Annotated in this window: 12 protein-coding genes; 11 read left to right on the top strand and 1 reads right to left on the bottom strand. The window is 51.2% G+C overall.

All coding sequences use genetic code 11. The features are described 5' to 3' along the window. Window positions 1-54: 54 nt before the first annotated feature. From P0078_RS17365 to P0078_RS17350, 4 genes are all read left to right on the top strand, one after another. Window positions 55-1,656, top strand: a complete 1,602-nt coding sequence (locus P0078_RS17365; RefSeq protein WP_282931173.1) for an AbgT family transporter — start codon at window positions 55-57, stop codon at window positions 1,654-1,656. A gap of 733 nt (window positions 1,657-2,389) precedes the next feature. Further along, entirely contained in the window at window positions 2,390-3,448 is a 1,059-nt protein-coding gene (locus P0078_RS17360) for an AraC family transcriptional regulator (protein ID WP_282931172.1), read from the top strand. A 388-nt stretch (window positions 3,449-3,836) separates the two neighbouring features. Continuing rightward, complete coding sequence (locus tag P0078_RS17355; protein ID WP_282931171.1) at window positions 3,837-4,094, top strand: hypothetical protein; 258 nt, start codon at window positions 3,837-3,839, stop codon at window positions 4,092-4,094. 56 nt (window positions 4,095-4,150) lie between these two features. Continuing rightward, window positions 4,151-5,257 carry a YHYH protein gene (locus P0078_RS17350; RefSeq protein WP_282931170.1) on the top strand — a complete coding sequence of 369 codons (1,107 nt, stop codon included), beginning with the start codon at window positions 4,151-4,153 and terminating at the stop codon, window positions 5,255-5,257. An 82-nt stretch (window positions 5,258-5,339) separates the two neighbouring features. On the opposite strand, the gene radA is transcribed toward P0078_RS17350, so the two are convergent. Beyond that, on the bottom strand, window positions 5,340-6,734 hold the full coding sequence (radA, locus tag P0078_RS17345) for a DNA repair protein RadA (RefSeq protein WP_282931169.1): 1,395 nt from the start codon (window positions 6,732-6,734) through the stop codon (window positions 5,340-5,342). Between the two features lie 261 nt (window positions 6,735-6,995). On the opposite strand from radA, the gene P0078_RS17340 reads away from it, so the two are divergent. From P0078_RS17340 to P0078_RS17310, 7 genes are all read left to right on the top strand, one after another. Continuing rightward, entirely contained in the window at window positions 6,996-7,439 is a 444-nt protein-coding gene (locus tag P0078_RS17340; RefSeq protein ID WP_282931168.1) for a pseudoazurin, read from the top strand. Between the two features lie 13 nt (window positions 7,440-7,452). Next, window positions 7,453-8,250: an oxygen-binding di-iron domain-containing protein gene (locus tag P0078_RS17335; protein ID WP_282931167.1), complete on the top strand. Its 798-nt coding sequence runs from the start codon at window positions 7,453-7,455 to the stop codon at window positions 8,248-8,250. Between the two features lie 82 nt (window positions 8,251-8,332). Next, window positions 8,333-8,680: a hypothetical protein gene (locus P0078_RS17330; RefSeq protein ID WP_282931166.1), complete on the top strand. Its 348-nt coding sequence runs from the start codon at window positions 8,333-8,335 to the stop codon at window positions 8,678-8,680. Window positions 8,681-8,788: 108 nt separating this feature from the next. Continuing rightward, complete coding sequence (locus P0078_RS17325) at window positions 8,789-9,277, top strand: DUF411 domain-containing protein (RefSeq protein WP_282931165.1); 489 nt, start codon at window positions 8,789-8,791, stop codon at window positions 9,275-9,277. 11 nt (window positions 9,278-9,288) lie between these two features. Beyond that, window positions 9,289-11,079, top strand: coding sequence for a copper resistance system multicopper oxidase (locus P0078_RS17320; protein ID WP_282931164.1), 1,791 nt, complete (start codon window positions 9,289-9,291; stop codon window positions 11,077-11,079). Then, on the top strand, window positions 11,072-11,818 hold the full coding sequence (locus tag P0078_RS17315) for a copper resistance protein B (protein ID WP_282931163.1): 747 nt from the start codon (window positions 11,072-11,074) through the stop codon (window positions 11,816-11,818). Before P0078_RS17320 ends, P0078_RS17315 begins: the two co-directional genes overlap by 8 nt. A 145-nt stretch (window positions 11,819-11,963) precedes the next feature. Further along, entirely contained in the window at window positions 11,964-13,235 is a 1,272-nt protein-coding gene (locus P0078_RS17310; RefSeq protein WP_282931162.1) for an alpha/beta hydrolase-fold protein, read from the top strand. Window positions 13,236-13,242 lie beyond the last annotated feature (7 nt).

Below are 13,242 nucleotides of genomic sequence, written 5' to 3'. Positions count from 1 at the left end.
CAGGGCGGCCCAGAGGCAATTAGGGCCGCTTGCAGTTACGATTGAGGACAAACAATGACCACAACAACCTCCCCGAGTGATCGGCAGGACAGCCCACCTGGGCGCAAGACCGCCTTTATCCGCTTCTTAGACGCCGTGGAATGGCTCGGCAACCTTCTTCCCCATCCAATAACACTATTCGCACTATTTGCCGTTGGTGTGATAGTCATTAGCGGTGTCGCCTCTTACTTTGGCCTATCTGTCCCTGATCCTCGCCCAGTTGGCGCCGCTGGCCGCGCGCCAGATGGCGTTATTGAAGTCTTTAATCTCATGAGCGGTGATGGGCTCAGGATGATCGTTACCAGCCTGGTAAAGAATTTCACCGGATTTGCGCCCTTGGGCACAGTTTTGGTAGCTCTTTTGGGAGTCGCGATTGCCGAGCACTCGGGCCTGCTAAGTGCCGCTGTGCGTGGCTTGGTACTCCAGGCTTCTAAGCGCACCGTTACGGTTATTGTGGTTTTTGCCGGCATCATTTCCAACACAGCCTCAGAGCTGGGCTATGTGGTGCTAATTCCCCTCGCCGCGATGATCTTTCACTCCCTCGGTCGACACCCCATCGCTGGCTTGGCCGCTGCATTTGCCGGTGTCTCTGGAGGCTATAGTGCCAACTTACTGTTAGGAACTGTGGACCCTTTGTTGTCTGGAATCACTGAATCTGCGGCCCATATGATCGACCCGAACTATTCAGTGGGCCCGGAAGTAAACTGGTTCTTTATGATTGTCAGCACCTTCCTGATTACCGCTGTTGGCAGCTGGGTGACCATGAAGATCGTTGAGCCAAAGTTGGGGAAATATGATCCCAGCGAAGCATCTGTCGACCTGACTCAAGACAAGGTCGGCACTCTGACCGACGCTGAGAAACGCGGCCTCAAGTACGCGGGCTTGGCAGTTTTAGGTGTATCTGCTGTGCTTGCCTTGACAGTAGTACCTGAGTGGGGTGTTTTACGTAACCCTGAGACAGGCCTGGTCGCCGGCTCTCCCTTCCTTAAAGGGATCGTCTCATTGATTCTGGTATTTTTTGCAATTCCTGGTTTTGTATACGGCAAAGTTGTTGGCACAATGAAAAATGACCGAGATGTCATTGATGCCATGGCCAAGAGTATGAACAGCATGGGTATGTACATTGTGCTGGTATTCTTTGCTGCACAATTTGTTGCCTTCTTTAAAATCACCAATTTGGGTACTATCTTCGCCGTCCTGGGCGCAGATACGCTGCAGAGCATCGGTCTTACTGGGCCACTGCTATTCCTGTTCTTTATCATGATGTGTGGCTTTGTGAACCTGATGCTAGGCAGTGCCTCAGCTCAGTGGGCAGTGACAGCCCCCATATTTGTGCCAATGCTGATGTTGCTCGGTTACGCTCCGGAAGTGATCCAGGCTGCCTACCGTATCGGTGACTCTGTGACTAACGTAATCACGCCGATGATGAGTTACTTCGGTCTAATCATTACATTTGCCGCACGCTATAAGAAAGATCTAGGGATGGGTACTTTGATCGCAACTATGATCCCCTACTCCATCTTCTTCTTCATCGGTTGGACAGCGCTGTTCTTTATCTGGGTATTTGCCTTGGGACTGCCGGTAGGCCCAGGTGCCGCTACCTACTACGGTGGCTAAGCTTCTCTCCAAACAGTGATCCACAAGCCCGCTTTTGCGGGCTTTTTTGTCTGTGCAGAATGACTACTCTTTTGACCGAGTCATTTATATCCGGCTGTAACTACCCTAAAAGTGTTAAAGCGTTCCTGAAATCACCAGTCATTCAAGCTAGCTTTAGCGAGCAGTAAAAAAAGTGGATAAAGTATGAAAAAATTATTATTCCCGGATATGAAGTCACCATAAAACAAAAAGATTTTATTGCTGTCATAAAGGAATAAAGTTTCAATATATCAGGTTTAAATGGTATTTTTTTCATTAGGTGACAGTTTGTTTATGGGTAAAATCCAGAAGCCCTTCGAATCCGGAAAAAAACAAGTAATATAGACCTTGAAATAATACTTAGCGGAGACTGATAGGCGGATTGCGCCAGTTTCGCCTGCCCTGTTTTAATCTCAAATATTACTCTCTCAGGATGAGCCGTGTGCACTTTGTGGTAGTTAGTGCAGTAACAATTATTCATCGCACACATTACATATCAGGAAATCGAAATAAAACAGGCATTCGCCAATATGACGGTTTCATAAACCTGTCAGACAAAGCCCAGGAAAGCATAATTCTGGATTCTGATTTAATTGCAGACTCCCAAAATTATCGGGTGCCCCTATCAGTTGAAGATTTCCGCTCAAATTGAAGTTGCGACCCGGCACGCCTAATAATTAAATCAGGCTGGGTTCTTGGAAGGATTTGGAAGAAATTGACCCAACAAATAAGAGCTAAGCTGTTAACCGGCTTTTATGACCAAGTATCCCAGCTAAACGGCTGTCCGGAAACTCTGCTTAATAGCGCCGGTATAAACCCCGAGCAAGTTGAAAAACTCGAGGGGTACCTCCCTTTGAGTAAAGTGACAGACCTTGTAGAAAAGGCTTCGCGGCAACTCAACTGTGCAGACTTTGGGCTGAGACTAGCAAAAAACCAGGGGGCTGCAGCCCTGAGCTCTCTGGGGGCAGCAGTATTGCAGTCGCTTACCCTGGGGGAGTTCCTCAATGCTGCCGTAAAACAATTTGCTGCTCCCCCTTATAACCTCCGAGTTGAATTGGAGGTTAAGGGGCTGCAAACATATATAACTTTTCATTGCTTAAATGACCTGGAAAGTTATATACCCTCGGACTCTTCATTGCCGCTAGAACTATTCAGGGAATTTTTACTCGGGGTGTCCGTTGTCGCCCTACAAATACTCTGTGGGGAAAAATTCAACCTGGAGGCAGTTCACTTAAAATCCAAGCGTCCGCTACACGACCAATACGAAAACTTTTTTGGCACGGAAGTACTTTTTTCGAAAAATAGCGATACCTTAATTCTCAATAGCGGCCAGCTGGCCCAACCTACAGAGAAGTGCAACCCGGTATTAAGACCCCTACTGAAATCCTATATCGATAAAGTACTGAGCGAAGGCGAATCAAATTTGATTCATCAGGTAGAGCAGCTGATCTACTGTCTGATGCCTCTGAAGCGTTGCAGTCTGCAAGAAGTTGCCAACCAGCTAGGTATGCACAAGCGCACTCTACAGCGCAGGTTGCGAGACCAAGAATTGGTGTTTGAGGATATTCTGGATCGAATTCGCCGAGAACGCGCGGAACATTATCTCAGTCGGAAGTTGCCACCGATGGCTCAGATTTCCAACATGCTGGGATACCGAGAGCAAAGCTCATTCAACCGGGCTTGCGATCGCTGGTTTGGTATTACCCCGATGAAAGTCCGGCGTAAGCTGCTAAGTGAAGCCGCAGCAAAAGCCGCACTGGAAGCTGAGAGTTAAACCTCACAAGTAATAAATCGGGACACAAACCTACTCTAGGTATGTGTCCCGATGGTCTTATCTAAGGCCTTACCTTCTAGCCCTCCAATTACGCCGACCATACTAGCTTTTCTTCATGGAATTGGCCGGTACCCGGACTAGAAGGTCATAGTTCCATCTCCCCTGCACCACACTTCTTTACAAGCTGTCCACATTACTTACTCATTCCTCAACTATTTTCGATTGAAGTCCCAGGGCGGTACCGAGAAGCCAACTTTCTGTTGAGCGGTAATCGCCACTACCAGAGCCTATAGTTTTAGTTTTGGGCGACACCAATAACTATTGTCAAAACCCAAAGAGCAAAATCACAGCTTGTGGGACTCCCCCAAAGTGCCTACGACAGGAGATCATGATGAAAAGAATATTTATTCCAGTAGCAGCCCTTTTACTGGCCACTAATGTGTCCGCACAGCCCCGCCAGCCGCCGCAGGAAGCGATTGATGCCTGCAGCAGTCTGGCAGAAGGAGACGCCTGCACTGTCGAGACCCCGCGAGGCACTCTGGAAGGCACCTGCCGTATGCCCCCAGAGGTTGAGCAGTTGGTCTGTGTACCTGCCGGCGGTAAGGGCAAAGGTGGCCCTCGCCCAATGGAAGATGAAGCGCAATAAATCCTAATAAATCGATCGAGGCCGGCCAGCGGTACTGTAAATCTTGAGATGTGATTATGAAGAAGTGGTTATTTGCGGGGCTTTGCAGTATTGCACCGCTCGCACTGGCTCACGTTCCTGACAGCGCCCTACAGGCTTGCAAGAAGCTATCCAGTGGCGCCAGCTGCACTATAGAGCTGCCCAGCGGACTAGTCACTGGTCGCTGCCGCAACCTCCCCCAATCACACGGGCTAGCTTGTGTTCCCGAGCGTAAATCGGCTGCTCGCGCTACAGGGGGTGGCGCCGCTGGTGGGCCCCCCGCCGCCCGTAAACATACAGTGGTACAATCCGACGGCCTGCAGCACACAGTCCCTGCTACCGAGGCGCCCATCACCTTTAGTGAAGTGAGTATCAGTATTCAAGGGCCCTGGCGCGTTATTGAGGCCAACGGTATTTCCGAGCACAAGACTGGTACCTTCCCCAATCGCGGCAATCCCCATGAAATCGAGGTGCAGCGCTACCGTTTCCGAGTTCCGGCTATCCCCCAAATTGCCGCTCAATCTACACCGGTTCCGTTGCAGAATTTTGGTATCGGACTGAACGGAGTGCCTTTCGACCCCAGTGCTGCGGAATGGTACCTGGGCAATCGCGGACGCTGGCGCTACGAAGCCCTATCCGGCGCGATTCAGCTGGGTGTAGACGATAACTACGCCCATGTTCAGCCCAATGGTGCCTATCACTATCACGGAATTCCCACCGGTTTATTACAGCGCCTGGGGGTATCTAAGGAAAGGCATTCGCCGCTGATTGGCTGGGCTGCCGATGGATTCCCCATTTATGCCCTGTACGCCTATGCCGATGGTTGGGAACCTAAATCCGGGATTGCGGCAATGACTTCAAGTTATCAGGTGAAATCCGGGAAACGCCCCAAGGGCAGTAAAGAACCTGGAGGCTACTACGATGGTACCTTTGTGGATGATTACCACTATGTGGCTGGCTCCGGCACATTGGATGAGTGCAACGGCAGAATGGTAAGCACCCCGGAATTCCCCAAGGGCACCTATGCCTATTTTCTAACAGAGGACTGGCCCATTATCCCGCGCTGTTACAAGGGCACTCCGTCAGAGGATTTTCGTCGGGGCCCCGGTAACAACCAGCGCAAGGGAGCAACTAGGCGCCCCTAGCGCAGGAGGCTCTGAAAACTCACTTCTCCAGGGGAATACGCAAGGTATTCCCCTGTCAAAACAGCTGTCCCCAACTGGAGTGTCAGCTCATATCAATTACCGCCAGCGCTTCCGCCAGGGTTTTGACTGAGTGCATTTCCATTCCCTCGATATCGTTCCTAAGACGGTTGGCTGCAGGCACAATGGCTTTGCGGAAACCGTGTTTGGCGGCCTCGCGCAAACGCTCCTGGCCCGAAGGCACTGGGCGAATCTCGCCTGACAGCCCCACTTCCCCGAATACCACCAGATCCCGGGGCAGGACACGGTTGCGGAAACTGGAGACTACCGCCAATAACAGTGTCAGGTCGGCGCTGGTTTCCATCACCTTTACCCCGCCGACCACATTGATAAAGACATCCTGGTCCCCCACCAAGACACCACCGTGGCGATGCAACACAGCGAGCAGCATGTTCAAGCGGTTCTGGTCGAGGCCCACCGCTACCCGGCGGGGGTTGCCAAGACTGCTATCGTCCACCAGGGCCTGCAACTCCACTAACAGCGGCCGGGTGCCCTCCCACACCGAGGTCACCACAGAACCGGCTGCGATCTCCTCAGCCCTTTGCAGGAAAATGGCTGAGGGATTGGATACCTCTTTCAAGCCCTGCTCTGTCATGGCAAACACGCCGAGTTCATTGACGGCCCCAAAGCGATTTTTATGGGCACGCAATGTGCGGAAGCGGGAGTCGTGGGTGCCTTCGAGGAGAATGGAGCAGTCGATAATATGTTCCAGCACCTTGGGGCCTGCGAGGCTGCCATCTTTGGTGACATGCCCCACCAGAATGAGCGCCGTGCCGGTCTGCTTGGCAAAGCGGGTCAGGTAGGCCGCACTCTCGCGCACCTGTGCCACAGAACCGGGTGCCGATTGCACATCGCTCATGTGCATCACCTGGATCGAGTCCACTACCATAACCCGAGGATTCACTTCCTTGGCCGCCAGGCAAATACGCTCCACATCGGTTTCGCTGAGCAATTGCAGGGAGTCCGTGGGCAGCCCCAAGCGCTTAGCGCGCATAGCAACCTGCTGGAGAGATTCCTCGCCGGTGATATAAAGCGCCGGCATTGATGTGGCGAGATGGCATAAGGTCTGGAGTAAAACAGTGGATTTCCCCGCACCGGGGTGGCCGCCGATCAATACAACGGAGCCCGGCACCAGCCCGCCGCCCAGTACCCGATCCAGTTCCGAGGCCGTAGTGGGAATACGCGGCAATTCACTGAGGTCGATTTCCGATAGTTTTTGTACTTTGCCAGCACCAGCGGAACCGGCGTAACCACTTTGTGCATCGGTAAAATTCGCGGCGCGACTGTCTTTGTGATCCGGTCCCAGGCGTACTTCCGATAGGCTATTCCAAGTGCCACAAGCACTACACTGCCCTGCCCATTTGGTGTAGTCAGCGCCGCATTCATTACACACGTAGGCAGTTTTACGTTTTGTGGCCAAAGCACTCTCCCGAAAAGTCACAGAATTGATCGGCGCACAGTTTACCCCTTATCCGGCCAAGGCGGGTGGTGCTCAGCAGTCTAAAATGACTCTCCTACACGGATCCCTTCTATTGGCATCTTCTCCTTCTAATTGGTCTATCTACGCGATTGATCTAGATCAATTCACCCAGCCCCCTCCGAGATAACATCCGCCGCTGCCTCTACCCACTAATGGGGAGGCGCTGAACAACACTGACTAACCATCGAACAGGAAGTAAGTATGTCGTCTATTACTCTTCGCGGCGCGATTCTGGCGCTCGCCATGGCCTCGACCTCCGCCCTGGCTGCGGATCACGAAGTTAAGATGCTGAACCAGGGCAAGGACGGCATGATGACTTTTGAACCGGCATTTCTCGCAGTAGCACCGGGCGATTCTGTCACCTTCCTGCCCACTGATGCGGCCCACAACACTCACTCAGTTTTGTCCCCTGCCGAGGGCGCTACCTGGAATGGCAGCATGGGAGAAAAGGTGACTGTCACTTTGAACCAGGAAGGTGTCTACGTATACCAGTGCGACCCACATCTGCCGCTGGGTATGGTTGGGGTAATTCAGGTAGGTAAGGCAACCAACTTGGAAGAAGCCAAGAAGCATGCCGAAGGCATGAATGCCACCATCGCCATGAACAAGGAGAGGCTCACTCAATACCTCGGCCAAGTCCAATAAGAGGAGTCGCGGCGTGGACATCCTATTTGAAAAAGGTCACCACCTGGTTGCGCGGTTCGGCGATTTGGTTAAAGAGCAGAATGGCAGCGATGGGGTACAGGCCAATCAATTTGTTATTCGCCGCGGCACCAAAGGGGCGCTTATCGATCCCGGCGGCGATCTGACTTACACACACCTCACCATTGAGCTCAGCCGCCATTTGAACCTGAGCGAACTGGACCTGATCCTGGCCTCTCACCAGGATCCGGATATTATCGCCTCGCTGCCGCGCTGGATGCTGCATTCGCGCTGTAAGGTGGCAGTGTCGAAGCTGTGGTCGCGGTTTTTGCCACACCTGGTTTCCGGCTTTGTCGCCTCGCGTGCCGGTGCTGAACGCTGGCAGGAACGCATCATGCCTCTGGACGACAAGGGAGAAATTATCCCCTTCAGCGACAGCGAGATCTGGGCGCTGCCAGCCCACTTTATGCACTCCTGTGGCAACTTCAGTTTTTATGATCCGGTCAGCCGCATATTATTTTCCGGCGATATCGGTGCCTCACTCGGTGGTGAGGAGGGCGAAGTCAAAGATTTCGACGAGCACCTGCCGTCGATGGAAGGGTTCCACCGCCGCTATATGGGCGGGAACTGGACCTGTCGTCTCTGGGCCAAGATGATTCGGGAGCTCAACCCCGCAATGATTGTGCCCCAGCACGGCGGTTACTTTGCCTCAGGCGATGTCAAAGAGCGCTTCCTGGGCTGGCTCGAGCGCCTCGAATGTGGGCCGGACCTGTTGCGACACCAGGACTTCCGCCTACCCCTGAGCCGCTCTTAACCCGCCATCCCGCAAGCGGGAAAGTTGCACCGGCAGAGGCCAGCCCATACACTGCGGGCTGGCTTGTTTTCTGAATACCGCCATGCACTCCGGGATCTTCCGCCTATTTTTGCTCATACTACTACTGGCCTTCGGCGGCCAGGCAGTTGCGTCATCCTGTGCGGAAACACACGAATCCCCAGCGGCATCCATCGCTGCAGAAGAAAAAACCCACTGCGACGAGGCAACCCTTGAGAACTGCAGCGACAGCCATCCCTCCAGTTGCACTGCTGAATGCAGCTGCTGTGCAGGGCCAGGCACCAGCTCTGCGGTAAACGCTCAATATAAAATTCTTGTATACAACCGCAATCTACTTGTCACTGCCTACCGGGAATTTAATTCCTCTCCAGATCCGGAAATGGCACTACGCCCACCCATATTCCGCACTTAACGGGCCCCGTATGCCTAGGCATACGCGCACTCCCCAGTTTTACTCCAAATATTTTTTATAAATACTCGCGCGCCTGTGTGCGCCCTTAATCTCATCATCGGAGTTCATATGAACCGTTCAATTTTGATCGCTATTGCTGCGCTACTCACTACCCTGGCATTAAGTGCCTGTGCCGAATCTCCAGACCCCAAAAAGGAATCTGTGAGCCTGACCACTTACAAATCCGCCACCTGCGGCTGCTGCAAAATTTGGGTTGAGCATGCCCAACAAAGTGGCTTTAACGTCGTAGCAAAGGATGTCGAAGACCTTAACGGCGTGAAAAAGCAGCACCATATCTCTCCGCGCTACCAATCCTGCCACACCACAGTGTCAGAACAGGGCTATGTTTTTGAAGGGCATGTACCTGCAAAGCTGATACAGCGTTTCTTGCAGAATCCACCGCAAAATGCCATTGGCCTCGCAGTGCCAGGTATGCCCCTGGGCAGCCCCGGTATGGAAGTGGGCGACCGTTTTACGCCCTATCAGGTAATGCTGCTTAACAAAAACGGCAGCAGCGAAATTTACGCCGAAATCAATACGGCACAGGAGCAGTTTTAAAAGGGACATCGATGACAGAGAGCTTCCGCACCGACGCCGTATCGAGGCGTACTTTCGTCACAGGTCTCGGAGCGGGAGCCTTGCTGCTGGGGATACCCCACAGTTCGCACCCAAACTCGCCAACAGCTTCGACAGCAACCCTGCGCGGTAACCACTTTGATTTATCCATCGGGTACCGCCAGGTAAATCTTACCGGGCGCGAACGACAAGCCCTTACCATTAATGGCGGTCTACCGGGCCCCATTTTACGCTGGCGGGAAGGGGAAACCGTCACCCTGAATGTCCACAACCAATTACCCGACAAATCCTCCCTACACTGGCACGGTGTTAGGGTACCCAGCGATATGGACGGCGAACCGGGGTTGAGCTTTAGCGGCATTCGACCTGGGCAAACATTTCGCTACCGATTCCCTGTGCGCCAAAGTGGTACTTATTGGTATCACAGCCAATCCGGGTTTCAACAACAACTGGGGCTAATTGGGGCAATAGTCATTGATCCGATATCTCCAGAACCATTTTCTTACGAGCGGGATTATGTTGTTGTCCTATCCGATTGGAGCGATGAATCTCCCCAAACTATTTATACCCATTTAAAAAAAGACCCGGACTACTACAACCGGCAACAGCGCACGGCTACAGATTTATGGCGTGAAGTGAGAACAAAAGGTGTCGCACGAACCTGGCGGGACCGGCATCAATGGAACTGGAAACAGCTTTCCGACCGCAATATCTCCCAGGTCACAGGCGAGACTTACACCTACCTGATTAACGGGCATACACCCGATACCAATTGGACTGCATTATTTAAACCTGGTGAGAGGGTTCGCCTGCGATTAATTAACTCAGCTTCGATGACCTTATTCGACCTGCGTATCCCTGGCCTGAAAATGAAGGTGGTGGCGGCCGATGGACAAAATGTCGAGCCCGTTAGCGTCGATGAAATTCGCATTGGCAGCGGCGAAACCTATGACGTAATTGTCGAGCCAGAGAGTGAACAAGCCTACAGTATATTTGCGCAGTCCATGGACCGCAGTGGCTATGCGCGAGGCACACTGACAAGTGATATACGTCTGAGCGCAGAGGTTCCCGCGATGGATCACCGCCCAGTGCTCACCCGGCAAGATCTGGGACTAGGGAGAAAAACCGAAGAGACAGACACACACTTTAAAACAACCCAGACTGCTCACACCGAAAAACATTCCGATTTGCCCGAGGCAACTGAGGGAGGATGGTTTTACGGAAGCCTCGCCGCAGCGGGACTCGGTAGTAATAGCCCTATTATTCATCAGCCAAGTGAATCCAACTTCAGGGTGGATCATCGCGCATTGACGCCAGCAAACGGCATCTCTGACCCCGGTGTAGGGCTCAGAAACCACAAAAATCGCTATAACCGCCGCGTACTGACTTACAGCGACTTGCGCAGCAATAAGCCTACCCAGGATCAGCGAGAGCCACAGCGGGAATTACAGTTACACCTGACCGGCAATTATGAACGCTATCTCTGGTCAATAAATGGTGAAAATTTTCGCGATGCCAGCCCATTATTATTTCGGCACCAGGAGCGCCTGCGCATTACCCTGGTCAATGACACCACGCTTCCCCAGCCCATGCACTTACACGGTTTTTGGAGTGAGTTGGAAACCGGCGACGGAGAGTATTTACCTCTCAAGCACACGGTGATCGCACAACCCGGATCAAGCATCAGTTACTTGGTCAGCGCTGACACCTATGGCCGCTGGGCTCTGCACAGCCAAATGCTTTACCAGAGGCCCGGTATGTATCGGGAGGTGCGCATTGTTTAAAAATGTTGCAGGGATAGCAGCAACACTATGGATACTTTCTGCCCAGGCCAGCTATGGGCAGGCAGAACCTCAGCATCAGCACCACAGCTACCAGTCCTCTGGCGAGGATAACGAAGAAGAACCCATGGCTGAAGTCAGCCTCGACTATGTGGAACTGCGAGGTGATAACGGCGGGGAAATCGAGGGAGACTTCAGTTATGGCGGAGAGCAAAATAAGTTTGTTGCCGAAGTTGACTATGAACGAAGTAGTGGGGAAATTGAAAAAAATGAACTCTGGGCGCTCTATAGCCGGGCAATTTCGGCAAACTGGAATTTCCTAATTGGAATTCGCCACGATTTTAATCTGGAGACTACTAGCCGGAATTGGGCTGCTGTGGGTATTACTGGAGAGTCTCCCTACAAATTCGAAATGGATGCAGTATTTTTCTATGGAGAACATGGCAGTACTGCATTTCGCCTGGAAGGCGAGTATGAAATAAAGTTGGCACAGGACTGGAATCTGGTCCCACGTATCGAGCTGAACTTTTTTGGGCAGAACGATGAGGCCCGAGGTAGCGGCTCTGGCTTATCGGAAGCGGAAGTCGGCTTTCGGCTCATGTATGAAGTCACCAGGAAATTCTCACCCTATATTGGCGTCCACTATGAACGGGAAGTGGGCAATGCCGCTGATTTCGCCCGTGAAGAAGGGGAGGATGTGGACTCAACCGTATGGGTACTGGGGTTTAGAGCTTGGTTTTGAAAAAATCCAACTTTTATATCTATACAAGGTGTACCACTTCGCATCAGCTATAACCAACTTTACCACCCCCTCAATCTGTCATAGCATCTAATAGATCTTAATCGCCTTTTTAAGAAAATTTAAATTCAGCAAGGATGCCGGTGATATGATTTTTCCCCGAATACTGTTAATCGCAGTTTCTTTACTGTGTGTGGGACTATCAGCAGAACCTGAAAGCCCACAGAGCCACTCTTCTGTTAACACGACCAAACACCTGAATTATGGCGATGAAATTCTTTTCTCATCCAGAATCTTGAGTCGTGAAATACCAATCAACATATATTTACCGCAAACGTTCCACCAAGCATCAGAGCAGCATAGATACCCGGTTATCTTTATTAATGGCACTCACGGCAAAGAATTTTTCCACGCCTTAACCGGGGTGGTAAAGCATCTAAGTGGCGTAGAACGTATGCCGGAAAGTATTGTAATCAGTCTTAATGATGGCGGTGATGAACCGGAAACCTACCTACATGGAATGTGGAAGCATACCGCTGAGGAGAAATTTAGCGCCCAGGGAAACCCTGAGACCTATAGTAAATTTCTAACTGAAGAACTACTCCCATATTTAGAAAGTAATTACCGCGCTCTCGACAACAGGATGATTATTGGTGTCTCAACTAGCAGTATCTTTCCTCTATACGCCCTAACTAACAAACCTGGATTGTTTCAGTCTTACTTCTTTTTATCTGCAGCCGATATATTTGGTATGGGGCCCACTTCAGAGAGTACTTTTATTGATGAAATAACCACAAGTATGCAGACCTCATCAAACAAGATTAGTGCTTTTTATTTCGCGATGGCTGACAGTGACATGCGTAAAGATAAGCGCCATGAAAAAATCTTAAGTCAAATTAACACCAAACTTTCTCCTTACGCAAAAGAGAACCTCAAACTAAAAATAGAAATTATTAACAATGAAAACCATTACGGCGCCTTTATAAAAGCCACGTTATCGGCTATTGAGCTTAATTACCCCCACGAAGAATGGTCCGCAAATTATCGAGAATTGATATCCCAGCCTGGTGACGCCTTACAAAATATCGATCATTTCTATCAATCACTATCACAGAAATATGGCTTTCCTATTTTACCCAGGGCTACACGTTGGAGAAATGTTAACAAATTAAGCCATATCACCAATTTGTTACTAAAGGATGGTCGTATCCAAGAAGCCATCAATGTCGCAAGGCGATGGGTGGAATATCGGCCAAATTCTATTGACGCCCGCCAAAGTTTGGCCCAGGCGCTACAACAGAATGATGGAATTTCAGAGGCTTCTGATATCTTGAAGAAAGCACTAGAAATTTCTCGCAATCAGGATAAAAGCAAAACGGCGGCGATAAATCGGCAAATAGATGAACTCAAGCTCAATTAGCATACGA

The sequence above is a fragment of the Microbulbifer sp. VAAF005 genome (assembly GCF_030012985.1).
Taxonomy (GTDB): Bacteria; Pseudomonadota; Gammaproteobacteria; order Pseudomonadales; family Cellvibrionaceae; genus Microbulbifer.
The sequence above is the reverse complement of the archived record's forward strand: the minus strand, read 5'-3'. Positions and strand labels throughout refer to the sequence as shown.